At 69.7% G+C, this 23,385-nt stretch carries 21 protein-coding genes; 7 read left to right on the top strand and 14 right to left on the bottom strand.

Going from position 1 to position 23,385, the window contains the following annotated elements; translation table 11 throughout:
* Positions 1-176: 176 nt before the first annotated feature.
* Together WFJ97_RS11665 and WFJ97_RS11660 are read left to right on the top strand one after the other, a co-directional pair.
* Positions 177-1,355 carry a DUF2252 domain-containing protein gene (locus WFJ97_RS11665; RefSeq protein WP_442928416.1) on the top strand — a complete coding sequence of 393 codons (1,179 nt, stop codon included), beginning with the start codon at positions 177-179 and terminating at the stop codon, positions 1,353-1,355.
* A 73-nt stretch (positions 1,356-1,428) separates the two neighbouring features.
* Positions 1,429-2,727 (top strand): glycoside hydrolase 5 family protein, encoded by a 1,299-nt coding sequence (locus tag WFJ97_RS11660; RefSeq protein ID WP_336641604.1) that lies wholly within the window; start codon positions 1,429-1,431, stop codon positions 2,725-2,727.
* Positions 2,728-2,877: 150 nt separating this feature from the next.
* Here WFJ97_RS11660 and WFJ97_RS11655 read toward each other — a convergent pair whose 3' ends face one another.
* The 13 genes from WFJ97_RS11655 to WFJ97_RS11595 form a co-directional block, all read right to left on the bottom strand.
* On the bottom strand, positions 2,878-4,509 hold the full coding sequence (locus WFJ97_RS11655) for a fucose isomerase (protein ID WP_336641603.1): 1,632 nt from the start codon (positions 4,507-4,509) through the stop codon (positions 2,878-2,880).
* Entirely contained in the window at positions 4,506-6,032 is a 1,527-nt protein-coding gene (locus WFJ97_RS11650; protein ID WP_247624348.1) for an FGGY-family carbohydrate kinase, read from the bottom strand. The genes WFJ97_RS11655 and WFJ97_RS11650 overlap by 4 nt, the downstream gene beginning before the upstream one ends.
* 183 nt (positions 6,033-6,215) lie before the next feature.
* Entirely contained in the window at positions 6,216-7,199 is a 984-nt protein-coding gene (locus tag WFJ97_RS11645; protein ID WP_336641602.1) for a LacI family DNA-binding transcriptional regulator, read from the bottom strand.
* A 124-nt stretch (positions 7,200-7,323) separates the two neighbouring features.
* Positions 7,324-8,244 (bottom strand): dihydrodipicolinate synthase family protein, encoded by a 921-nt coding sequence (locus WFJ97_RS11640; RefSeq protein ID WP_336641601.1) that lies wholly within the window; start codon positions 8,242-8,244, stop codon positions 7,324-7,326.
* On the bottom strand, positions 8,238-9,071 hold the full coding sequence (locus WFJ97_RS11635; RefSeq protein WP_247624345.1) for an SDR family oxidoreductase: 834 nt from the start codon (positions 9,069-9,071) through the stop codon (positions 8,238-8,240). The genes WFJ97_RS11640 and WFJ97_RS11635 overlap by 7 nt, the downstream gene beginning before the upstream one ends.
* Positions 9,072-9,100: 29 nt before the next feature.
* Positions 9,101-9,973 carry a carbohydrate ABC transporter permease gene (locus WFJ97_RS11630; protein WP_247624344.1) on the bottom strand — a complete coding sequence of 291 codons (873 nt, stop codon included), beginning with the start codon at positions 9,971-9,973 and terminating at the stop codon, positions 9,101-9,103.
* Positions 9,970-10,935 carry a carbohydrate ABC transporter permease gene (locus tag WFJ97_RS11625; RefSeq protein ID WP_336641600.1) on the bottom strand — a complete coding sequence of 322 codons (966 nt, stop codon included), beginning with the start codon at positions 10,933-10,935 and terminating at the stop codon, positions 9,970-9,972. The genes WFJ97_RS11630 and WFJ97_RS11625 overlap by 4 nt, the downstream gene beginning before the upstream one ends.
* Positions 10,936-11,015: 80 nt before the next feature.
* The gene (locus tag WFJ97_RS11620; protein WP_336641599.1) at positions 11,016-12,305 is read right to left on the bottom strand and encodes an ABC transporter substrate-binding protein; all 1,290 of its coding nucleotides are present in this window, start codon (positions 12,303-12,305) and stop codon (positions 11,016-11,018) included.
* Positions 12,306-12,516: 211 nt separating this feature from the next.
* On the bottom strand, positions 12,517-12,960 hold the full coding sequence (locus WFJ97_RS11615) for a DoxX family protein (protein ID WP_247624341.1): 444 nt from the start codon (positions 12,958-12,960) through the stop codon (positions 12,517-12,519).
* Between the two features lie 198 nt (positions 12,961-13,158).
* Positions 13,159-14,028, bottom strand: a complete 870-nt coding sequence (locus WFJ97_RS11610; protein ID WP_336641598.1) for a dihydrodipicolinate synthase family protein — start codon at positions 14,026-14,028, stop codon at positions 13,159-13,161.
* A complete protein-coding gene (locus tag WFJ97_RS11605) occupies positions 14,025-15,680 on the bottom strand; it encodes a tripartite tricarboxylate transporter permease (RefSeq protein ID WP_336641597.1) in 1,656 nt (551 codons plus the stop codon). Before WFJ97_RS11605 ends, WFJ97_RS11610 begins: the two co-directional genes overlap by 4 nt.
* Entirely contained in the window at positions 15,677-16,216 is a 540-nt protein-coding gene (locus tag WFJ97_RS11600) for a tripartite tricarboxylate transporter TctB family protein (protein ID WP_247633670.1), read from the bottom strand. Before WFJ97_RS11600 ends, WFJ97_RS11605 begins: the two co-directional genes overlap by 4 nt.
* Positions 16,217-16,281: 65 nt before the next feature.
* A complete protein-coding gene (locus WFJ97_RS11595) occupies positions 16,282-17,250 on the bottom strand; it encodes a tripartite tricarboxylate transporter substrate binding protein (protein WP_336641596.1) in 969 nt (322 codons plus the stop codon).
* A gap of 163 nt (positions 17,251-17,413) precedes the next feature.
* Between WFJ97_RS11595 and WFJ97_RS11590 the strand changes: the two genes are divergently transcribed.
* The 5 genes from WFJ97_RS11590 (at position 17,414) to WFJ97_RS11570 (ending at position 22,624) form a co-directional block, all read left to right on the top strand.
* Positions 17,414-18,574, top strand: a complete 1,161-nt coding sequence (locus WFJ97_RS11590) for a PP2C family protein-serine/threonine phosphatase (protein ID WP_247957051.1) — start codon at positions 17,414-17,416, stop codon at positions 18,572-18,574.
* Complete coding sequence (locus tag WFJ97_RS11585; protein WP_336641595.1) at positions 18,571-20,535, top strand: glycosyltransferase family 2 protein; 1,965 nt, start codon at positions 18,571-18,573, stop codon at positions 20,533-20,535. Before WFJ97_RS11590 ends, WFJ97_RS11585 begins: the two co-directional genes overlap by 4 nt.
* Entirely contained in the window at positions 20,519-20,851 is a 333-nt protein-coding gene (locus WFJ97_RS11580; protein ID WP_247633666.1) for an STAS domain-containing protein, read from the top strand. The genes WFJ97_RS11585 and WFJ97_RS11580 overlap by 17 nt, the downstream gene beginning before the upstream one ends.
* The gene (locus WFJ97_RS11575; RefSeq protein ID WP_336641594.1) at positions 20,841-21,257 is read left to right on the top strand and encodes an ATP-binding protein; all 417 of its coding nucleotides are present in this window, start codon (positions 20,841-20,843) and stop codon (positions 21,255-21,257) included. The genes WFJ97_RS11580 and WFJ97_RS11575 overlap by 11 nt, the downstream gene beginning before the upstream one ends.
* Positions 21,258-21,319: 62 nt before the next feature.
* Positions 21,320-22,624, top strand: a complete 1,305-nt coding sequence (locus WFJ97_RS11570) for a cytochrome P450 (RefSeq protein ID WP_336641593.1) — start codon at positions 21,320-21,322, stop codon at positions 22,622-22,624.
* Between the two features lie 83 nt (positions 22,625-22,707).
* Here WFJ97_RS11570 and WFJ97_RS11565 read toward each other — a convergent pair whose 3' ends face one another.
* Positions 22,708-23,370: a GntR family transcriptional regulator gene (locus tag WFJ97_RS11565; RefSeq protein WP_247633663.1), complete on the bottom strand. Its 663-nt coding sequence runs from the start codon at positions 23,368-23,370 to the stop codon at positions 22,708-22,710.
* Positions 23,371-23,385: the final 15 nt, after the last annotated feature.

Genomic DNA, 23,385 nt, shown 5'->3' with positions numbered 1-23,385 from the left:
TCAAATCTCTCACGCGTATGCACCGCCCGACTGCCACAATGACCCCATGACCCCGGATTGGACGCCCCCGATCACGCAAGCGCACCCCGCGCCGCGCCCTCGCCGCGCTCGCCACGACGCCCCGCGATCCCCTCGGCATCCTCGATCGCCAGAACCGCAGCCGCATCCCCGAACTGGTGCCGCTGCGCACCGAACGCATGGCGGCGAGCCCCTTCGCGTTCTACCGCGGCACGGCGGCGCTCATGGCGGCCGACCTCGCGGATGCCCCGCACTCCGGCATCCTCGTCGCGTCCTGCGGCGATGCCCACGTGTCGAACTTCGGGTTCTACGCCTCGGCCGAGCGCAGCTTGATGTTCGACCTCAACGACTTCGACGAGGCCGCGTGGGCGCCCTGGGAATGGGACGTCAAGCGGCTCGCGGCGAGCATCGTCGTCGGCGGACGGGCCACGGGACGCAGCGACGAGGTCATCGACGAGGCGGTGCGGGCGGCCGTCGCGTCGTACGTCCGCGGCATCCGTCGGGCGACCCGGCTCACCCCGACCGCGCGCTACTTCACGCACTTCGACGTCGAATCCTCGCGCGGGCTGCTCGATCCGGCCGCCCGCAAGGCGATCCGCGGGGCCGTGCGCCAGGCCCAGCGCCGCACCGGCGAGCGCGCCGTGCGCCGGTTGACCGAGACGGATGCCGCGGGCCGCCGCCGCTTCGTGCACCAGGAGCCCACCACGAGCCCGGTCGGCCCCGAGGTGCTCGCGATCGTGCACGAGCTCGTCATGCAGTACCGCCGCAACGCCAGCGCCGACATCGCGCTGCTGTTCGAGCACTTCGACGTCAGCGACGTCGCCCGCCGAGTCGTCGGGGTCGGGAGCGTCGGCACGCGCTGCTACCTGGTGCTGTTCCAGGACGGCACCGGCGGCACCCTGCTGATGCAGCCGAAGCAGGCCTCGCAGAGCGTGCTCGTCGAGTACGGACGGGTGGATCAACCCGCGGGACTCCAGCACATCATCGACGAGCACGGCGAGGGAGCACGGGTCGTCGCGATGCAGCGGATCCTCCAGGCCGTGTCGGACCCGTTCCTCGGCCACCTGCGGGGACCGGCAGCCGACTACTACGTGCGGCAGTTCCACGACATGAAGGGCGGGGTCGAGGTCGAGGAGCTCGACGACGGCCCCTTCGTCACCTACGCGCAGGCCTGCGCCGCCGTGATCGCCCGCGCGCACAGCCAGTGCGTCACCGCCACCGAGGTCGCCGGCTACATCGGCGGCGGACGCGTGGTCGGCGAGGCGATCCTCGACTGGGCACGCGCCTACGCCGACGTGTCGTACGCCGACTTCGCGGCGTTCTCCGGCGCGCGGTAGCCCCGGGCGTTCCTCACTGACCGCACGTCACCGGGGTCGGCGACCGCACGGATGCCGTGGCTAGGCTGGCCGGATGGACAACGTCGCCCTCTCCCCCGCCGACCCCCTGCGCTTCGGCGCCAACTACACGCCGCGATCGAAGTGGATGCACGCGTGGATGTCGCTCGACCTCGACGAGGTGCGCCGCGACTTCGCCGCCCTCGCCGATCTCGGCCTCGACCACCTGCGCATCTTCCCGCTGTGGACGGTGCTGCAGCCCAACCGCACGCTCATCCGCGAAGAAGCCGTCGACGATGTGCGCGCCGTGGTCGACGTCGCCGCGGAGTTCGGACTCGACGCGAGCGTCGACGTGATCCAGGGGCACCTGTCGAGCTTCGACTTCATCCCGTCGTGGCTGTTCACCTGGCACGACAAGAACATGTTCACGCACCCCGAGGCGCTCAGCGGGCAGGCCGAGCTCGTCGCACGCCTGGGTGAGCGACTGACGGATGCCCGGAACTTCCTGGGCTTCACGCTCGGCAACGAGACGAACCAGTTCTCGGCGCAGACGCATCCCTCGCCCTGGCCGGTCACCGAGGCCGAGGCCGCGAACTGGATCACGACGCTGCTCGATGCGGCCGAGGCATCCGCGCCCGCGCAGCGCCACGTGCACAGCGAGTACGACGCCGCCTGGTACATGGACGGGCACGGCTTCACCCCGGCACTGGCCTCACGGCTCGGCGCGATGACCACCGTGCACTCGTGGATCTTCAACGGCACCGCGCAGAAGTACGGCGGGCGGTCGACGGCATCCGATCGTCATGCCGAGTACATGATCGAGCTCGCGCGCGCGTTCGCGACCGACCCGCACAAGCCGATCTGGCTGCAGGAGGTCGGGGCGCCGTCGAACTGCCTCACCCCCGAGCAGACCCCCGACTTCCTCGAGGCGACGCTGCGCTCGGTCGCCCGCACCGACGACCTGTGGGGCGTGACGTGGTGGTGCTCGCACGACGTGAGCCGCGACCTCGCCGACTTCCCCGACCTCGAGTACACGCTCGGCCTCGTCGACCAGACGGGCACCGCCAAGCCGATCGGCCGCCGCTTCGCCGAGCTCATCCCCGAGCTTCGCGAACGCCGCCCGGCGCCGAAGCGCACGCTCGGCATCGTGGTCGAGGTCGACGAGGACGAGACGCCGATCAGCCGCGGGGCGATGAGCCCGGGCGGCTCGATCTTCCAGGCCTGGGTCGATGCCTGCGAGTCCGGCGCCGACCCCGCGTTCGTGACGTCGCGGGATGCCGACGACGCGGCGCTTCTGGAACGGCGCGGCATCACCGAGCTGGTGCGGCCGGTGGTGGAGCGCACGGCGTACGTGTCGCGCAACACGGAGGTCTGAGCGGGCCCGTCGGGTGCATCGATCGGTGCGAAACGTCGGTCATCCGCTCCGATAACCGGCATTATGCACCGATCGATGCACACGCGAGACGATCGATGCACACACGAAAGGGGCGGATGCCGAAGCATCCGCCCCTCGCCCCTCCGGGGATCAGACCGCGACGTCTCCGACGAGGTTGACCTTGATGCCCATGCCGGCGAACATCGCGGCCTTGGCGACGAGCGCCTTGTCGGCGGTCTCGGCGTCGGGCGCGTAGACCGTCTGGGCGTGGTTCGCCTTGTGGCGGGCCATGAACTGGTCGCGCGAGACGCCGTGCAGCACGACGTGGGCGATCGGCCACTCCGGGTTCGTGGCGTCCTTGCGGCGCTGCGTCTCTTCGGCGGGCAGCTCGACGACGGATGCGCGGAAGATGTCGGCCTGCAGGATGCCGTCGGCGATGAACACGCGCGAGAGAACGAGCTCACCGGGCTTCGAGACGCCGTTGATCGTGGCGCCGCCGGCCGGGAAGAACACGTGGCCCTGGCGCCAGCCCTCGGCGTTCTGCCATCCTCCGAGGTGCGAGGCGGGGACCGAGCCCGAGATCTCGTAGACCCACACGAACTGGCCGTCGTAGTCCTCGCCCCAGCGCACGTCGTGCAGGGTGTTGTCGGGCACGAGGCCCATAGCGCGCCACACCCGGTCGGTGACGAGCGCGTCGACCGCGACGCCCTCGTCGGCCTCGTTGAAGTGCGGGAACGCGCGGCCCTCGTGCAGCACGCGCGAGCCGTCGCGCGAGGTGACCGGCGGGCGCTCGGTGGAGTTCAGGATGCCTTCGGCGAGGTCGGACGCCGGAACCAGGTCCTTCAGTCCCTGCTGGTACTGGATGCCGACCGCGTCGAGCCCGAAATCGTCGGCGATGCGGAGGGCGGCGATGTACATCTTGAGCTGCCACTGCACCTGCTCGCGGGTGAGCTCGGTGGCGGCATCCTCGCCGTAGACGAAGGTCATGCCGGCGTCGATCAGCCAGTCGTAGGCGGCGTTCGCCTCGTCGTCGGTGACCTCGAGCATCTCGGCGTAGAGCGCCGACTGCGACAGGCGCTCCTTGTAGATGCCGGTCTGGTTGAGCAGCTCGTCGTCGAAGATCGCGTTGTACATGCCCATGCAGCCCTCGTCGAAGACGCCGATGATGGCCTTCTCGGCGAGCAGTTCGGCGGCGAGCGCCTCGCCCAGCTGCTTCTCGGGGCTGTCGGGCAGCTCGGGCAGCGGGCGCACGTGCGAGGCGTCGTGGGTGATGGCGCCGGTCTCGGTCCACTCCTTGATGCCGTTCTTGAACCACTCGTCGGTGAAGTCGACCGACCAGATCGAGGCGTAGGGCTTGTCCATCTTGGTGAGCCCGGCGTTCAGCCCGAGCAGACCGACCAGTCCGGGCCAGTCGCCCGCGAAGTTCGCGACCGTGAGGATCGGCCCCTGGTGCGTGCGGAGCCCGGCGAGCACGTGGTGCGAGTACTGCCACACGGCCTCGGCGACGATGAGCGGAGCATCCGTCGGGATGTTCTTGAAGACCTCGAGGCCCATGCGCTGGCTCGAGATGAAACCGTGGCCGGTGGCGGGGTCGACGTCGTTGGCCCGGATCACCGTCCAGCCGAGGTCGTTGAAGACGCCGGTGACGCCCGCCTCGAGCTCGACCTGCACGGGCCAGCCGCCGGTGTTGGCGGCTTCGCGCAGGTCGCCCGAGGCGATCAGGTACGCGGTCTTCGGGGCGGATGCCGGGCGGGATGCCGGGGTCGGCAGGGTGTAGGTCATGATTCCTCCGATGCGGGGGTGGATGCGGTGGTCGTGGAGCGGGTGGCGCCGCGCTGGTCGGCGGCGAGTTCGTGGACGACGTCGGCCGTCGCCGAATACAGGCGCACGTACCGGTCGAAGAGGGTGTCGTAGGTCGTGCGCAGATCGGCGTTCGGGGTGATCGTGTCGGTCACCGGGTTCCAGTCGGTGATCAGCGGCGGCTCGTCGGCCGTGGCCACCGCGGCGAGGAAGGCCGCGCCGTAGCTCGCCCCGATCGTGGTCGCTGGAACCTCCTGCACGAGACCGGTGACGTCGGAGACGACCTGCAGCCAGAGCCGCCCCTGCGTGCCGCCGCCGACCGCGACGATGCGGCGGATGTCGGCGCCGGCCGCGCGCATGGTCTCGACGTTGTGGCGCACGCCGAGCGCGGTCGCCTCGAGGGCCGCGCGGTACAGGTCGCCGCGGGTGTGCTCGAGGGTGAGGCCGGCGATGACGCCGCGGGCGTCGGGGTCCTGGATCGGGGTGCGCTCCCCCGCGAAGTACGGGAGCACGAGCAGGCCGCGGGCGCCGGCCCCGGATGCCTCGGCCTCGGCGAGGAGCTGCGGGTAGTCGGCATCCGTCAGGTCTGCGAGCCACGCGGTCAGCGCGCCCGAGGTCGAGAGGCCGCCGGCGAGATTGCGGGTGCCGGGGAAGGCGCCGGCGGTGGTCCACATCGACGGGGTGCGGAGGGTCTCCTCACCCGTCGCGACGAGGAACATCGTCGTGCCGTACATGAGCATGAGGTCGCCGACCTCGTGCGCGCCGACGCTGACGGCTTCGGTCCAGGCGTCGATCGTGCCGGTGATGACGGGGGTGCCGGCCGGGATGCCGGTGATCTCGGATGCCTGCGCCGTCACCGTTCCCGCGATGTCGCCCGCCCAGGCGAGGCGCGGCTGCACGATCGCGGTCGCGTAGCGGCCCCAGAACGGAGCGTGCCAGCGCTCGTTCTCGATGTCGTAGAGCGGCGAGACCTGGCTGGCCGACTGGTGGTCGAGCACGTAGGCGCCCGTGAGCTTGCGGGCGAGCCACGACGCCGGCATGAACAGGCGACGGGCGCGCGCCCAGGCATCCGGCTCCTCCTCGGCGATCCACGCGATCTTCGGGCCGCCCGCCTGCGAGGTGAGCACCGAGCCGCCGACGCGGGTGATCTCGTCGATCCCGAGGTCGGAGGTGATGCGCTCGATCTGCGCGGTCGCGCGGGTGTCGACGCCGTAGAGGATGGCGGGGCGCACGGGCTCGTCGTTCTCGTCGGCGAGCAGGATGCACGGTCCCATGCCGCTGACGCCGACGGCGGAGATCTCGGCATCCGGGTGGGCGGCGATCAGTTCGCGGGCGATCGAGGCGAACTCGTCCCACCAGATCGCGGCATCCATCTCGACCCAGCCGGTGCGCGGACGCGAGACGTCGTGCGCGCGGGTGGCGGTGGCGAGGATCGTGCCGTCGGATGCCGTGAGCACGCCCTTGGTGCTGGATGTGCCGACGTCGACCCCGAGGGTGCATCGCATGGTGGTCCTCCTTGATCACGCTCGGTTTCAGGATATGTGAAATCGATTTCAGATCGCAAGTGGAATCTGTGGTTGCGTAGTCAGGCGTAGCCGAGACACCCAGCCCTGGGGTGCTGAGCCCGTCGAAGCATCCCCGGGCGGGACCCTTCGACAAGCTCAGGGACCCAGTTGCAGGGCCGGCGACTAGCGGGTCGAGCTCGCGCGCTGGGTCTCGCCGCGCAGCACGACCGTGCGGGCGGGCTGGGCGTCGCCGGCGATGCGCTCGAGCAGCATGCGGGCGGCCGTCACGCCCATGTGCCGTGCGGGCAGGCGCACGAGGCTCACGGCCGTGGGCGACAGCGTCGTGAACGGGAGCGATCCCACCACCGCGACGCCGATCTGCGGCGGGGTCAGCCCGCGTTCGGTGAGCACCTGGATCGCACCGACGCCGATGAGGTTGTTACCGGCGACGACGGCATCCGGCGGTTCGGGAAGCGCCAACAGCTCCTCCATCGCCGCCCGCGCCCCGTCCACCCGGAACGTCGCGAACCGCTGCAGTGCCGCGATGTCGGCTTCGCGCCCGGCATCCGTCAGCGCCTGCCGCCACCCGGCGGCACGATCGGCGGCGGTGTCGATGTCTTCCGGCCCGCCGATGTAGGCGATGCGGCGGTAGCCCGCGGCGATCAGCGACTCGGTCGCCGCGATGCCCGCCTCGCGGTTCGCCATCACGACGCCGTCGAGGTCGTAGCGCGTGGCGCGGTCGACCGCGACAACGGGGCGACCGGTCGCGAGGATGCTGTCGAGGTTCGTCGCGTCGGAAGCCGCGGCGATGATGACGCCCGACATGTGCTCGGCGATGGCGATCTGCAGGTAGGTCGACTCCTTGTCGGGCTGCGAATCGGAGTTGCAGAGCACGACCGAGTACCCCGCCTCGCTCGCGACGTCTTCGACACCGCGGGCCATCTCGGTGAAGTACGGGTTCTCGATGTCGGGGATGACGAGCGCGATCACCTCTGACGTCTGCGTGCGCAGGCTGCGGGCGGCACGGTTGGGCGTGAAGTCGAGATCGGCGGCCGCACGGCGCACGGCCTCGACCTTCTCGGGCGAGACCTTCGTGCCGTTGAACACGCGCGAGACGGTCGCCGGTGACACTCCGGCGCGCGACGCGACGTCGTAGATCGTGGTCATGTCCCGCCCTCTGCTGCCCGGATGCTTCACCCTATCCGCCCCGCCCGTGCATCGATCGGTGCCAAGCGTCGGTCATGGCGCACGAGAACCGTCATTTCGCACCGATCGATGCACGCGCGCAGGGTCAGGCGGCGTCCTCGGCGGCGGTCGTCGCGATGTGCTCCTGCAGGCGGGCGTGCACCTCGTCGAGTCGGGCGCGCGCGGCGTCGTCGAGGCGCGGCAGCGGCGAACGGCAGTCGCCGAGCGACAGGGCGGATGCCTTGCCGCCGAGGTACTTCGCGGCGCCGAAGACGCCGACCTCGACCATCGCCTCGACCGTGTCGTTGATGCGCACCTGCACGGCGCGCGCCCCGGCGAGGTCGCCCGCCTCGAACCGGCGGCGCAGCGACAGGAAGAGCTCGATCTGCAGCGCGACGGTGGTGCCGATCGCTCCTCGCGCACCGATCGACAGCGCCGGAAGGTAGAACTCGTCGAACCCGTTGATGAGCGTCTGGTGCGGGTAGCGGTGCAGGATGCGCTCGGCGCCGTAGAGGTTGCGCGAGGTGTGCTTGACGCCGATCACCTGCGGCAGGGCGAGCAGTTCGTCGAAGCCGCCCTCCGAGATGTCGCGGCCGGTGAACTGCGGGATGTTGTAGAGCACGAACGGCAGGTCGACGGCATCGATCACGGTGCGGAAGTGCCGCACGACGTCGTCGGTGGAGTAGCCGTAGTAGAGCGGCGGGATCATCGAGATCGCGCCGACCCCGGCATCCTTCGCCGCCTGCGCGATGCGCACCGCCTCACCGGTCGACATCGCACCCACGTGCGAGACGACGGGCACGCGGCCCGCGGCGGCGGCGACGGCGGTCTCGGCGACCGCGATGCGCTCGGCCTCCGAGAGCAGCACGCCCTCCCCCGACGAGCCGCACACGTAGACGCCCTCGACGCCCCGGCGGATGTCGCCGTCGAGCATCGCGGCGAGCGCTGCGTGATCGACGCTCTCATCGGAGCGCATCGGGGTGACGGCGGCCATGAAGAGCCGCGTACCCAGCAGGTCGTTCACCACGCCGTCCACCCTCCGTCGACGACGACGTTCGACCCGGTCATGTAGGTCGAGGCGTCGGAGGCGAGGAAGACCAGGGCGCCGTTGAACTCGTTCGCCTCGGCCATCCGCCCGATCGGCATGCGGGCGGTGTAGTTGGCCTGGAAGGTCGCGTCCTGCGTGTCGCGGCGCACACCCGAGGGCGTGAGCGTGTTGACGCGGATGCCGGCGCGCCCCCAGTAGGTCGCGCAATAGCGGGTGAGGTTGTAGAGGCCCGACTTCGCGGCCGAGTACGCGACCGGCTTGATGAACGGGATGCCGGTCTGCTCGGCCTTGTAGGCGTAGATGTCCTGCACCGGCGAGACCATGCCGTAGATCGATCCGACGTTGACGATCGAGCCGCCGAGTCCGGCGTCGCGCATCCGACGACCGGCGGCCTGGGTGACGAGGAAGGTGCCGACGAGGTTCGTGTCGACCACCTCGCGGAACACCTCGGCGGGGAACTGCTCGAACGGGCCCGAGACCTCGGGCGGCGCGCTGGGCTGGGTGTCGAGGCCCGCGTTGTTGACCACGACCGTCGGCACACCCCAGGTCTCGAGGACCCGGTCGAATCCGGCATCCACGCTCTGCTGGTCGGTGATGTCCATCGCGACCGCGAGCAGCCGGCCGTCGGGGTCGGCGATGCCGAGCTCCGCCGACGGGTCGGCCACCTCGCGGCGGGAGGTGACGGCGACGCGGGCACCGCGCCCGTGCAGTTCGCGCACGAACTCGGCGCCGATCTGGCCGAAGCCGCCGGTGACGACCACCACCTTGTCGCGCACGGAGAACAGCGGGTCGAATCCTTCAGACATGTCTTTCGATACTCCAGGTTGCAGGGCGCTCAGCCCTTGACGGATCCGGCGGTCAGCCCCGACACGATGCCGCGCTGCGCCCACAGGAAGAAGATGATGGCGGGCAGGGCGAACAGCAGGGCGCAGAACATCACGACGTTCATCGGCGTGTAGAACTGGCCGAGGAACGACGACAGACCCACGGATGCCGGCCACAGATCGCTCGACGAGATGAACGTGTTCGCGAACATGAACTCGTTCCAGCCGTCGAAGAACGCGATGACCGAGGCGGCCGCGATGCTCGGCATGACCAGCGGCAGCACGATGGTGGTCAGGATGCGCAGGCGGGAGCATCCGTCGATGCGCGCCGACTCCTCGATCTCGTAGGGGATCTTGTCGATGCCGCTCTTGATGATGAACATCGCCACCGGCATCACGAACGCGGTGTCGGCGAGCACGAGGCCCCAGTGGCTGTTGAGCAGCCCGGCCCCGGCGAAGATCGCGTACAGCGGCACGATGATCAGCGCTTCGGGCAGCATCTGGGTGCTGAAGAAGATGAACCCGGCGACACCGCGGCCGTGGAACTTGTAGCGGCTGAGCGCGTAGGCGGCCATGGTCGCCAGCACGAGGCTGAGGATCGTGGTGCCCGCGGCGATCACGAAGGAGTTGCCGAGCCAGCGGAAGATCGGGATGTCGGCGAGGAACCCGCCCCACTGCCCGATGTTCTGCACCTCGGGCACGAGCGGCTGCGATCCGCCGTACAGCGAGGCCTCCGTGCCGAGCGAGGTCGACAGCATCCAGTAGACGGGGAATCCGGCGAACACGACGAGCAGGGTGATCAGCGCGGCCTTGCCGAGGCTGCCGAACTTGGCGGCGACGCCGCGGCGGCGCGGGAGGTCGGTGGGAATGCGCACGGTGGTCATCGCTGGCTCTCCTGACGTTCCTGGATCTGCTCGACGATGAAGTAGACGACCGTGACCAGCAGCGAGAGCACGAGGCCGAGGGCGCCGATCGCGGCGGCCCGCCCGAGGTTCTGGTCCTGGAAGGCGGTGCGGTAGACGTTCACCACGAGCGTGTTGGTGACGTCGAGCGGTCCGCCGCCGGTGATGAGGAAGATGATCTCGAAGCGCCGGATCGACCAGATCGTCATGAGCAGCGTGATGACGCGGATGGTCGGCATGATGTGCGGGAGGGTGACGGCGCGGAACGACTGGAAACGCGTTGCGCCGTCGACCCAGGTCGCCTCGCGCAGCTCGTGCGGCACGCTCTGCAGGGCGCTGAGCATCACGAGCATGACGAGCGGGGTGAGCTTCCAGACCGTCGCGAGCGTGACGGCGAAGAGCCCGTACTGCGGATCGACGAGCCAGCCGTGCTCTCCGAGCCCCAGTGCGCTGGTGGTGCGGTTCAGGATGCCCTGCTCGTTGTTGTAGATCCACACGAAGATGAGGGCGGCGGCGACGGTGGGCACGGCCCACGGGATCGTCGCGATCGCGCGGATGATGCCCCGGCCCTTGAACGCGGTGTTGAGCAGCAGGGCGCCGGCGGTGCCGATCGCCACCGAGAACACGACGGTGAAGAGCGTGTAGAGGAGGGTCGTGGCGACCGAGGTCCAGAACTTGTCGCTCGAGAGCAGGTAGTCGTAGTTCTCGAGACCGACCGGGCGCCCACCCGAGGGGTTCACGAGCTTGGTGGCCGTGAACGACAGCAGCACGCCGCGGATCAGGGGGAAGACCGTGAAGATCGCCAGGTAGGCGATCGCCGGGAAGAGGAAGAGGTAGGCGCCGTTGCGCTCGATGAAGCGCGAGATCGCACCGCTGTCGCGGCGACGCCTCGGCGGCGAGGCAGGGGGCGCGGTCTGCGGCGCCTCGAGCGTGAGGGTGGCCATGGCCGGGTGTCCTTTCGCGTGTCGCGGGAGTGGCCGAGGGGCGGGCGGCCGGGGGGAGAACCGCCCGCCCCTCGGGGTGCTCAGCCGAGTTCGGCTTCGAGGGTCTCCTGCACCTCCGTGAGCTTGGCCTTCACGTCGCCGCCGTTGACCCGCAGGTCCTCGACCGCCGTGAGCACCTCGCGCCAGATGACCTTGCTCTCGGTCTCGAAGCCCTCGACGAGCGTCGACTTCGAGGTCTTGGCGGCCTCGAGGAACTGCGTCGCCCAGGGGTTCGCCTCGAGGAACGCGGCATCCGGCTCGACGTCGGTCGCCATGGCCGAGGCGCCGAGGCCCGCACGGATCGCGGTCTGCCCCTCCTCGCCGAGCACCCAGCGCACGAAGTCCTTCGCGGCCTCCTTGTTGTCGCTGTTCGCGTTGACGGCGATGATCAGCTGCGAGTTCGAGCCCGGGTTCGCCAGCGGCAGCGGGGCCGCGCCCATGTTCTGACCGTTCACGGCGTTGTCGGGGTTGCTCGTGATGGTGGTCGCGACGCCCGAGTTCTCGAACAGCATGCCGACCTGGCCCTGGCCGAACTTCGCGCGGAACGTCGACGCGTCATCGCCGATGGGCGCGACGCCCGAGGCGAAGGTCTCGAGGAACGCCTCGACGGCCTCGACGTTCTCGGCGCGGTCGATCGTGAGCGCATCGCCGTCGCTCAGCTCGCCGCCGAACCCGTAGATCCAGTTGGCCATCTCGAGCGTCCAGCCGTCGATCTCGGCGGTCTGGTGACGACCCGCCCAGCCGGCGATGCCCAGCTCGTCCTTGATGGTCTGCGCGGTGGTGAGGAACTCGTCGAACGTGGTCGGCACCTCGAGTCCGAGCTGCGCGAAGATGTCCTTGTTGTAGATGACGGTGCTGTAGGTCGGGCGCTCCCAGTTGAAGCCGTACTGCCCGCCGTCGAACACGCCCGCCTCGTTGGTGTTGTTGAGGTCGTCGCCGAGCTCGTCGGCGATGTCGTCGAGGGGCTCGAGCACGCCGGCATCCACCAGCGAGGCGAACTGGCTGTCCTGCAGCACCATGACGTCGGGGCCGCCACCGGCACCGAGCTCGGTGCTGAGCTTGTCGGCGTAGTTCGCGAACGGGATCTCGACCTTGGTGAGCTCGATGTCGTCGTTCGGTCCGGTGTATCCCTTGACGGCGTCCCAGATGATGGGACCCTTGCCGTCTTCGAGGAACTGCCAGTTCGAGAACGTCAGTTCTCCTCCGGCGCTTCCGGCATCGCTGTCTCCGCCCGATGCGCAGCCCGCGAGGGCGATGGCGGCGACGGCGGCGAGGCCGGTGATCCGCAGCGCGCGTGCGTTGCGGGACGGGTGTAGGGGGTTCGACTTCACTGTTCACTCCTTTGGCCAGCAAGTTCTCTGCGACGGTGCAGCCGACTCCTCGCTCGGGATGCGTGAAATCGGTTTCATAAAGATAACTTCGTAGTCTTCACCCTGTCAAGCACCAAATGGTTACGCAACCTCGCGCGTACGAAGATCTCTGGAAAACGACGGATGCCGCGGGGGCTGAGCCCCGCGGCATCCGTCGTTCGGTCTTCTGAGGTCAGGCGAGCCAGGCCGGGGCGCGCCCGCGGAGCACGCCGCGGTCGACCGAGAAGCGTCCGGCACCCGTGAAGGCGATCGCCAGCGCGGAGGCGCCGAGCAGGGCGACGAACTCGTAGCCGCCCTCGCCGACCCAGAAGCCCGCGGGCAGGTGCACCAGCACGAGCGCCACCACCATGTCGACCGCCAGAAGGATGCCGGCGAGGCGCGAGAAGAGGCCGAGCACGAGCATCGCCCCACCGATCAGCTCGAGGAAGGCGACGAAGGGGGCAGCGATCTCGGGCAGCGGCACGCCCATCCCGGCGAAGCTCTGCGTGGTTCCGGCGAGCGTGTACTCGAAGATCTTCTGCGCGCCGTGGGCGAAGAAGATGCCGCCGACGACGACGCGGAGGACGAGGAGCCCCCACGCGGTCGCGGCGGAGGTGTGGGCGGTGGTGTTCGTCATGAGGAGGCCTTCCTTCGTGGCAGGACACCGCGCGCCAGGCGCGGAGCGGGCGGGGGAACCCGTCTTCGACGCTAGGAAGGCCACCTTTCGGTTTCCTGTGGGCGGGCGCCCGCAGGCAAGGCTCAGGGACCCATTTCCTCAGGCCCGTCGACGGGCTCAGCGACCCATGCGGCTGGAAGCGCCCCCCACCCGAGACACTCAGCGGTGCGCGGCGACCACCTCGGCGACGGCGGTGCGCTCGGCCTCGGTCGGCTCCGCGATCGCCATGCGGCAGTACGCGTCGACCACGTCGAGCACGCGGTACGCCTCCTTCATGCGCGCCATGTCTCCACCGATCAGAGACACGACGTCGTCGACGGCGGTCTGGGCGGCGGCGATCGCTCCCGCATCACCCGAGCGCCCGGCATCCGCGAGCGCCCGGAACGGCTTCGGCGTGACCGACGAGACGCCCGAGACGACGCCCTGCGCCCCGGCGCCGACGGCGGCGATCAGGTCGCGGTCGGCTCCCGTGTACAGGTCGAAATCGGCGGGGACCACTGCTCGGTACGCGGCGATCTCGTCGAGCGACAGCTCGCTGAGCTTCGCGCCGACGATGTTCGGCAGCGCCGCGAGGCGCACGAGTAGCTCGGGCGAGACCGTGTTGCCGCTGCGCGCCGGGTAGATGTAGACGTACAGGCGCCCGTCGCCCACGGCATCCGACACCGCCTGGAAGTAGTCGAAGATCGCGTCGTCGGTCGACTTCAGGTAGTACGGGGTGAGGGCGGCGAACTCGGTCGCGCCGAGTCCGCGGGCGATCTCGACCAGGCGCACGGCCTCGAAGGTGCTGGGCTGGCCGACGTGCACGATCACGCGCATGCGGTCGGCGAGTTCGGCGATCGCGGCGCCGACGAGGGAGCGGAACTCCTCGACGTCGACCGCGGGGAACTCCCCCGTCGTGCCCAGGATGAACGCGCCCTCGTTGCCCGACTGCCCGACGAAGCGGAAGATCGCGCGCGACCCCTCCAAGTCGAGGCTGCCGTCGCGGTGGAACGCGGTGGGGACGGCGGTCAGGATGTCGTAGCGGGTCACTTCTCGTTCTCCTTGGAGTTCTTGCGCGCCTTGCGGAGCGCGCGGGGGGATGTGTCGACGTTGCGCACGGTCGACGTGAGCAGGTCGGGGTTCGCGGCGAGTTCGTCGTGCGCCTTCTCGATCTGCTCGCGGCTCTCGTCGTCGAGGATCGAGTCCTCGAGCGACTTGCGCTCGGCGCGCGGCTTGCGGGCCGCACGGATCGCCGGCATCACGATCGAGAGCACGGCGAGGGCGAGCAGCAGGATCGCGATCGGGCTGACGACCTCGAAGAACGGGCGCGTCGGGAGGATCGCGAGGGTGCGGGCGAGGTTCTCCTCGGCGAGCGGACCGAGCAGCAGACCGAGCACGACGGGGCCGGCCGGCACCTGCATGCGCTTGAGCAGCACGCCCACGACGCCGAAGACGAGCATCGTGACGACCGTCGACAGGCTGTTCGAGGTCGCGTAGGTGCCGATGATGCAGAAGATCAGGATGCCGCTCCACAGGTACGGCTGCGGCACGTCGAGCAGCTTCACCATGCCCTTCATGCGGATGAGGCTGAGCACGAGCGACAGGATGGTCGCGACGAGCATGATGCCGACGATCGAGACGACGAGGTCGGGGCGGTTGGTGAACAGCGTGGGTCCGGGGGTGATGCCCCAGATGATCATCGAGCCGATCATGACGGCCATCACGGAGTCGCCGGGGATGCCGAGGGCCATCGTGGTGGTGAGCGACCCGCCGAGCGTGGCACTCGAGGCGGTGTCGGATGCCGCGACGCCCTCGATCGACCCCTTGCCGAACATCTCGGGGTGCTTCGACGCCTTGCGCGCCCGCTCCCATCCGATGAGGCCGGCGATGTCGCCACCCGCGGCCGGGATGAGTCCGACCCCGAGGCCGACGGCGCCGCCGACCGCGGTGGCGCGGCCCGACTGCTTGAGCTCGGACCTGTTCGGCCACCAGCGACCGAGGCTCGAGATCGGTCGCACGTGCGACTTTTTGTGCGTGAGCAGCTGGTCGAACAGCTCGGCGATGCCGAAGAGACCGATGATCACGGCGATGAAGTTGACGCCCTCGACGAGCTCGAGCACCCCGAAGGTGAAGCGCTGGTCGGCGGTCGCGGCGTACGTGCCGACGCTGCCGAGCATGAGACCGAAGAGCCCGGCGAGGATGCCCTTGAGCATCGACTTCGACGAGATGCCGATCATGATCGAGATGCCGAAGACGACGAGCGCGAACAGCTCGGGCGACTTGAAGTAGTCACGGGCGAAGCTCGCGATCGGCACGGCGGCCACCGAGAACAGCACGAGCGAGGCGAGGATGCCGACGGCCGAGACGATCGCCGAGATCGTGAGCGCGAGTCCGGCCCTGCCCTGCTTCGCCATCGGGTACCCGTCGAGGGTGGTGGCGATGGATGCCGGGGTGCCGGGGGTGTTGATGAGGATCGACGGCACGCGGTCGCCGAAGTTGGCGGCGACGTAGATGGTGAGAAGCACCGCCAGCCCCTGCACGGGCTCGAGGGTCATCGTGAAGCCCGCGGCGAGGGCGACGGCCATGGTCGCGGTGATGCCGGGGAAGGCTCCGACCATGAAGCCGAGCACGAGGCCGACCAGCATGTAGAGCAGGATCGAGATGTCGAGGAGCGAGTTCAGCCCCTCCATGAGCGCGTTCACAGGGGAATCCTCAGGAGCATCCCGAACACGACGTAGACGAACGCCGTGACGGAGGCGGAGTAGATGACGAGGCTCAGCCAGCGGCGGTGACCGTAGAGGAGCATGAGGGCGGCCATGAGCAGGGCGGCCGCGACCGGGAACACCTCGATGCGGTAGCCGAACAGAATGACCGTGCCGAGCGACCAGAGGGCGATGAAGGCGCCGGTGATCGCGAGCGTGGCGATGACCCGCAGGTAGCCGCCGGGCTGGATGCGCTCGAGGTCTTCACGGGTGGGTGCCGGCCGGGTGAGGGCGACGGCGAGGATCGCGATCGCGATGACCACGCCGGTGACGCCGATGACGAGGGGCCAGAATCGGGCGTCGATCTGCCCGGGAGCGGCCTCGCGGCGCAGCGGGATCTGCGTCGAGAGGAAGAGGTAGCCCGCGGTGAAGGCGAGGGCGACGACGCCGAACGCGATCTCGAGGCCCCGCGAGGCGGGTGCGCCCTCGTACTCGTCCTCGGATGCCGCGTCGGCGGCGATGTCGGGGGTCGACATGGGTTCTCCTTCGTTGGAGGGGGTGCGCTGCGGGGCCGACGGACGCCGGCCCCGCAGGAGTGCTCTCAGCCCAGGAGGTCCTGGAACAGCGTGAACTGGTCGTCGACGAAGGTCGTCCACTCGGCCGAGTCGCGGTAGACGACGAGGTTGCCGGCATCCGCCTGGAACTGCTGGTAGGTGTCGGACTCGACGGCCTCCTTGACCGCGGCCTCGAGCGTCTCCTTCACGTCGTCGGGCAGACCCTTCGGCGCGTAGATTCCGCCCCACCCACCGAACACGACGTCGTCGCCGATGGCCTCTTCGACCGTCTCGACGTCTTCGGCGTCGGGGTGGCGCTCGTCGTTCATCACGGCGAGGATGCGCACGGCGTCGCCCTGCGCGAGCGCTTCGCCGAGTCCGGAGACGGCGGCGACCGTCTCACCGGATGCCGCGGCGGCGACAGCGGTCGCGCCACCGTCGTACGGGACCGGGGTGAAGTCGGCATCGGTCGCGGTGCCGAGGCCGACGGTCGCGGCCTCCCAGATCGAGCCGGCGCCGGAGTTGGCGACGGTCACGGGGCCGGACTTCGCCTGCGCGACGAGGTCTTCGAGGGTCTCGATGCCGCTGTTCGCGCCGACCGTGATGACGCCGGGGGCGAGCATGATCTGGCCGAGGAGGTCGAAGTCCTCCGGCAGCACGTTGGCGCCCTGCGTGGTGTTGAGCATGGCGATCTCGACCGGGGCGAAGCCGATCACGTAGCCGTCGGCGTCCTGCGAGCCGACGTACTCCATGGCCACGGCGCCGGCCGCACCGGGCATGTTCTCGGGGATGACGCTGACGCCGAGGATCTTCTCGAGCTCGGTTGCGAGGGCGCGCGACGACAGGTCGGATCCGCCGCCGGGGTTGGCCTGGATGATCAGGCGGATGTCCTTCTCGGGGAATGCCGACGCGGCATCTTCGCCCTCTTCGACCTTGGTGCAGGCCGAGACGACGAGAGCGGTGGCTGCGAGGGCGGCGAGTGCGGCGGCCGCCCGGGTGATGCGCTTGCGGGGCATCTTTGCTCCTCTACGTGGGTCGACCGTGTTGTCGACACCGTGAGGCTAACAGTGTTGACTGTTAACAGTCAACACTGTCGAAGTTTTCGCCTCCGCGCGCCCTCACCACCCGGTCCGTCCGGATGCGAGGATGGCAGGAGAAAGACCGTAGGAGGGACGGCAGGTGTTCGACGAGCGACGCAGACAGCAAGCGCTCGAGGAACTGGGGATCCTCGACACCCCCCGCGATGAGCGGGTGGATCGGGTGGCACGACTGGCGAAGGAGATGTTCGGAGTGCCGATGGTGAGCGTCTCGCTCATCGACCGCGACAGGCAATGGCGGAAGGCGGAGATCGGGTTGGGCGCCGATCAGGCGCCACGGCAGGACTCCTTCTGCGATTACACGGTTCGACAGGACCGCACCGTGGTGATCGAGGATGCCGCACTGACGGACCTCTTCGCCGACAATCCGTTCGTGACCGGCGACCCGCATCTGCGGTTCTATGCGGGGCATCCGCTGCACGCGCCCGGAGGAGAGCCGATCGGCACCCTGTGCGTGCTCGACACCGAACCGCACACGCTCACGGACGCCCAGCTCGACCTGCTGCGCGATCTCGCGTTCTGGGTGCAGTCCGAACTCGCCAACGACGCCGAGCTCGACCACGCCGCCGTCATCCAGAGCACGCTGCGCCCGCACGCCCATCCCGAGGTCCCGGGCTACACGATCGCCGGCGGTTCGATCTCGCGTGGCGCTCTGGCGGGCGACTTCTACGACCTCGACATCGTCGACGGCGCCCTGCGAGTCACTCTCGCCGACGCGATGGGCAAGGGCACCGGCCCCGCGCTGATCGCCGCGAGCGTACGCGCCTCCCTGCGTACGGCTCCCGAACGAGGGCTGACGGCATCGATCGCCGAAGCCGATCGTCTGCTCGAGCAGGACCTCGGCGACACCGCGATGTTCGTCACCGCCGTGCACGCGGAACTCGACCCGGAGTCCGGCGACCTCGAGGTGATCGACGCCGGGCACAGTCTCGCCTTCATCCTCCGCGCGGACGGCTCGTGGGAGCATCTGCGCTCGACGAGCCTGCCGCTCGGGATGGGCATGGGCCTGCAGCCGGCGGAGATCCGGACACCGCGGCTCGCGAACCTCGCACGCGGGGACGCATTCGTCTGCTGCAGCGACGGCCTGCTCGACGTCCTCGATCCCGACGATCCCTACGCCCACGTCTACCGCGTGCTCACCGAGCTCGGACCCGACGGAGCGATCCGGGAGGCGATGGGGCTCGCCACCGCCGAAACCGCGACCGACGACATCACCGTGGTCGTCGTCCGGAGGGATGCATGAGCGCCCGGTTCGCCACGATCCGCATCCTCGCCCTGCTGTCGGTGCTGCTCGGCGTGAACTACGTCGCGTGGCGCTGGCTCGAATCGGTGAACTGGTCGGCGTGGTGGATCGCGGTACCGCTCGTGATCGCCGAGACGTACAGCCTCATCGACACCTTCCTGTTCTGCCTGACCATGTGGCGGGCCAGAGAGAGGCCGGCCCCCGTGTCGGAGCCGCGTGGCACGGTCGACGTCTTCATCACGACGTACGACGAGCCCATCGAGCTCGTCATGACGACCGCGCGCGCGGCCCAGCGAATCGCGTATCCGCACACGACCTGGATCCTCGACGACGGCGCCCGCCCGGAACTCGAAGCGGCGGCGCGTGATGCCGGGGTGTCGTATCTCACCCGCCCGGACGACTGGACCGGCAAGCCGCGCCACGCCAAGGCCGGCAACCTGAACAGCGCCCTCTTCCAGACCGACGGCGAGTTCCTGCTCATCCTCGACGCCGACCAGATCCCCGATCCGCTCATCCTGCACCGCACCCTCGGCTACTTCGCCGACGACCACGAGGTCGCCGTCGTCCAGACCCCGCAGTGGTTCATGAACGTCGATGAGGCCGATCCTCTCGGAGCCCAGGCACCGCTGTTCTACGGTCCGATCCAGCAGGGCAAGGACGGATGGAACGCCGCGTTCTTCTGCGGTTCGAACGCCGTGCTCCGGCGTGAGGCGCTCATGCGGCTCGGCATCATCGGTTACGTCCGCGAGGTCACCGACTCCGCCGCCCGTGCGCTGCGCGCATCCGAGACGATGATCGAGGCGGAGGTCCGAGCGGCGGCCGACCCGAACCTGACGCGCGAGTTCAGCGCGCTGCAGATCGTGATCCGCCAGGGGCGGCGCGACCTGGCGGCGGGCGTCCCCGTGGCCGAGGTGGCCGACCGGGTGCGATCGGCCGTCGATGACGCGTCGCGCATCCTCGTCGCGCAGGATCTCGCGGGTATCCGCGCCGACCTCGCCGAACTCGGCGCGCTGCCGATCGAGCACGATGCCGAACTCGATGCGATCGTCGTCGACGAGGCAGGGCTCGCGACGCTGGCGGCATCCGACCTCTCCCCCATCACGGCGCTCGACGCCGTGCGCGCCCTGCTCGACGCGCTGCGCCTCGACCGCGGAGACGAGGCCCAGCCCATCCTCCCGATGGCGACCATCTCGGTCACCGAGGACATGGCGACCGCGATGCAGCTGCACTCGCAGGGGTGGCGCAGCGTCTACCATCACGAGATCCTCGCCAAGGGCCTCGCTCCCGAGGACCTTCGCACCATGCTCACCCAGCGGCTGCGCTGGGCACAGGGCACGTTGCAGGTGATGCTCCGCGACAACCCCCTGGTCAAGCGCGGGCTCTCGGTGGGCCAGCGCCTGATGTACTTCGCGACGATGTGGAGCTACCTGTCGGGGTTCGCGGCGGTCGTGTACCTGACGGCCCCCGTGGTGTACCTCGTGTTCGGGGTGCTCCCGGTCACCGCATGGTCGGTCGATTTCTTCGTGCGTTTCCTGCCGTACTTCATCGTGAATCAGGTGCTGTTCCTGGTCGTCGCGAAGGGGGTCAGGACCTGGCGCGGGCAGCAGTACTCGCTCGCCCTCTTCCCCGTGTGGATACGAGCGTGCTGGACGGCGTTCGCGAACGTCGTGCTCGGCCGCCCCCTGTCGTTCGCCGTGACGCGCAAGGACGGTCGCGATCCTCGCGGCGTGCCGTGGGGGCAGATCTGGCCGCAGCTGACGGCCATGGTGGTGCTGACGGTCGCCCTCGTCATCGGCGTGACGCGCGTCATCATCGGCACCGCCGACGGAACCGGCACACTGGTCAACACCGCCTGGGTGCTCTACGACCTCGTCGTGCTGAGCGTCATCATCCAGGCCGCCCGCTATCGTGGGCCGGCCGCCCGAGTCCTCGAGAAGGAGCCCCATGGATCTGAGCACTGACACCCGCGACGGCTACGCCGTCATCGGCCTGACGGGTCGACTCACCGCGACGGGAGCACCGCTGCTGCGCAACGCCGTGAGCGACCTCATCGCCGCGGGCGAATCGAACATCGTCATCGACATGGCGGGTCTGCTGTTCGTCGACTCGTCCGGACTCGGCGCCCTCGTCGGCGGGCTGAAGAGTGCGCGCGTCGCCGGCGGCGACCTGCGCATCGCCGCCGTGCCCGAAGCGGTGCAGACCGTGCTGCACCTCACCAACCTCGACCGCGTGCTGCGCGACCACCCGACGCCGGAGTCGGCGTTCGATGGACGCTGAGACCCGCGCGGTGCACATCGACGGGCCGGCCCGGCTCGAGCTCGTCGACCACGTCCTCGACGCCCTCGACGGGCTGTGGGCGGACGCCCCGCACGTCGCCGACCGGGACCGCACGCTGTTCGCCCTCGCCGTGAGCGAGGTGGCGACCAACATGGTGCAGCACACCGACGACCCGGACGGGGTCACCCTCACCGTCGACATCCGCGTCTCGTCGGACGACCTCCTCGCGACCCTCACCGATACCGCCCCGCCGGCGGAGATCGACTGGGACGGCGTCGACATGCCGGATGCCGACAGCGAGAGTGGCCGAGGGCTGGCGCTCTCCACCGCCGCGCTCGACGAGTTCCGACACTACGCCGACGCCCGCGGCAACACCTGGCGTCTGCGGCGGAGGCTCGCGCCCTAAGCAGGCTCCGCCCTTCGTGCAAGCCCCTATCGCCGGCGCATCGGTGCGGGGACAGTGGGCGCATGCTGATGCGATCGAGTACTCCCCACCCTCTGCACGACGACTCGATCGGTCTGCTCACCCGCGGCTACCGCCTCGGCGAGCACCTCTGGCGGCGCACGGAACCGGGGGCCCGCGCCGTCGGGATGCGCCTGCTGGGAAAGCCTGCGCTGTTCGTGCGCGGCGCCGAGGCGGTGTCGCTGTTCTACGACGGGGACCGGATCGCCCGGCACGGCGCGATGCCCGCTCTCGTTCAGAACACCCTTTTCGGGAAGGGCTCGGTGCACAGCCTCGACGGCGCGACGCACCGCCACCGCAAGACGACCTTCCTCGACGTCGCGTACGAAGACGAGCAGGTCGCGCGTCTCGCGCCGTACCTCGAGCGCGAGTGGCGGAGCGAGGTCGACGCCTGGGCAGCCGGTACGAGCCGCCGTTCCGCCTACGACGCCGCGATCGGCGCCTTCGGTCGCGCCATCATGCGCTGGGCCGGACTCCCGGGGACGGCGCGGGCGAAGACTCGGTGGGCCGAGCGACTCGCGCAGATCGTGGACGGATTCGGTGCGCCCTACTCCCTCGCCTTCCTCAGCGCGCAGTTCAACCGGGCATGGTCCGACCGCCACGCCGAGAACCTCGTCATGGCCGTGCGGCGCGGCGAGCTCGAGACCGTCGCGGGGACCGCCCTGCACGAGTGGGCCTGGCACAGAGATGAGACGGGCGTGCTGCTGTCTCCTCGCCTCGCGGGCATCGAACTGCAGAACGTGCTGCGCCCGATGATCGCCGTGGCGCGGTTCGTCGCCTACGCCGCGAAACGACTGCATGAGCATCCCGAATGGCGCGAGCGCATCGCGACCGAGGCAGCCGAGCGGGGTTCGCTGACCGGCGGCCCGCTGGCGACGGCGTTCGCGCAGGAGATCCGCCGCACCTCGCCGTTCGTGCCGATGCTTCCCGCCTGGGCGACGGAGGACGTCGAGTTGGACGGCGAGCGGGTGGAGGCGGGCGACCGCGTCGTGCTCGACATCCTCGGCACGAACATGGACGCGGCGTCGTGGGACCGTCCCGCGGACTTCGTTCCGGACCGGTTCGTCGGGATCGACGACTACGAGGCGATCGAGACCTTCGTCCCGCACGGCGGAGCGGATCCGCGTACGGGGCACCGCTGCCCCGGCGAGAAGCTCGCCATCGCGGGGCTCGCGGCCGCGGTCTCCGCGCTGAGCGACCGACGGGTCGAGATCCTCGACCAGGGCCTCGACGTGAACCTCCGCCGCCTGCCGACCATGCCGGCCTCCGGAGGTCGAGTCCGCGGTTGCCCCTTCCACCGCCGGGGCTGACGCCCCCGGCTTTCGCATCGTTCACCTGGCGCTCTTCGCCTGGCGAGACCCGCGAGGCGCGCGACTCGAAATGCCGAGGGAGATCAGGCCCGCGTCTGGATCTCGCTCAGCATCCGATCGCGGGCACCGTCGAGGTGCGCGGCCAGAACGGCGGATGCCTCCTCCGAAGTGCCGGTGCGCATGACGTCCATGAGCGTGAAGTGGTCGCCCGAGGACTCGTGGAGGTCTTCGTCGTGGTTGATCGTGACCTCGAGCAGCGCGGCGAACGTCGGGAGGTACTGGCTCCACGCCCCCTCGAGCCGCGGGTGGTCGGCGAGCGCGTAGATCTGCGAGTGGAAGTCGAGGTCGGCGGTCACGAAAGCCGCGTGGTCACCGGCATCCGCAGCCGCACTCATGCGCCCGACGGCCGCCGCCATCGGCGCCCAGCGCGCCGGGTCGTCGACGCGCATCGCCCGAGAGAGGGCGAGCTGCTCGAGAGCGCCGCGCAGGCTGTAGAGCTGGTCGACGTCGTCTTTCGTGAGTCCGGTGATGTACACGCCGCGCGGGCGCTGCACCTCGACGAGGTTCTCGAAGCTGAGCTGCGTGAGGGCGTCGCGGATCGGACCGCGGCTCACGTCGAACTCCTCGGCGAGCGCCTCCTCGGTGATGCGGGTGCCGGGCGCAAGGTCCCCGCGCACGATGCGCTGACGCAGCACGCGTGCCACCTGGGCTCCGAGCGACTCTGCCCGCTTGACGATCTGTGTCACGCCGACCTCCTGTTA

This window comes from Microbacterium sp. USHLN272, assembly GCF_037149655.1.
Lineage (GTDB): Bacteria > Actinomycetota > Actinomycetes > Actinomycetales > Microbacteriaceae > Microbacterium > Microbacterium galbinum.
This window is presented reverse-complemented; position numbering and strand designations above follow the sequence as displayed.

Bases quoted from the DNA above. Each gene is read 5' to 3' on its own strand.
- WFJ97_RS11660 (WP_336641604.1), top strand. From the start codon at position 1,429: ATGGACAACGTCGCCCTCTCCCCCGCCGACCCCCTGCGCTTCGGCGCC.
- WFJ97_RS11655 (WP_336641603.1), bottom strand. From the start codon at position 4,509: ATGACCTACACCCTGCCGACCCCGGCATCCCGCCCGGCATCCGCCCCG.
- WFJ97_RS11650 (WP_247624348.1), bottom strand. From the start codon at position 6,032: ATGCGATGCACCCTCGGGGTCGACGTCGGCACATCCAGCACCAAGGGC.
- WFJ97_RS11645 (WP_336641602.1), bottom strand. From the start codon at position 7,199: ATGACCACGATCTACGACGTCGCGTCGCGCGCCGGAGTGTCACCGGCG.
- WFJ97_RS11635 (WP_247624345.1), bottom strand. From the start codon at position 9,071: ATGTCTGAAGGATTCGACCCGCTGTTCTCCGTGCGCGACAAGGTGGTG.
- WFJ97_RS11630 (WP_247624344.1), bottom strand. From the start codon at position 9,973: ATGACCACCGTGCGCATTCCCACCGACCTCCCGCGCCGCCGCGGCGTC.
- WFJ97_RS11625 (WP_336641600.1), bottom strand. From the start codon at position 10,935: ATGGCCACCCTCACGCTCGAGGCGCCGCAGACCGCGCCCCCTGCCTCG.
- WFJ97_RS11615 (WP_247624341.1), bottom strand. From the start codon at position 12,960: ATGACGAACACCACCGCCCACACCTCCGCCGCGACCGCGTGGGGGCTC.
- WFJ97_RS11600 (WP_247633670.1), bottom strand. From the start codon at position 16,216: ATGTCGACCCCCGACATCGCCGCCGACGCGGCATCCGAGGACGAGTAC.
- WFJ97_RS11595 (WP_336641596.1), bottom strand. From the start codon at position 17,250: ATGCCCCGCAAGCGCATCACCCGGGCGGCCGCCGCACTCGCCGCCCTC.
- WFJ97_RS11585 (WP_336641595.1), top strand. From the start codon at position 18,571: ATGAGCGCCCGGTTCGCCACGATCCGCATCCTCGCCCTGCTGTCGGTG.
- WFJ97_RS11580 (WP_247633666.1), top strand. From the start codon at position 20,519: ATGGATCTGAGCACTGACACCCGCGACGGCTACGCCGTCATCGGCCTG.
- WFJ97_RS11575 (WP_336641594.1), top strand. From the start codon at position 20,841: ATGGACGCTGAGACCCGCGCGGTGCACATCGACGGGCCGGCCCGGCTC.
- WFJ97_RS11570 (WP_336641593.1), top strand. From the start codon at position 21,320: ATGCTGATGCGATCGAGTACTCCCCACCCTCTGCACGACGACTCGATC.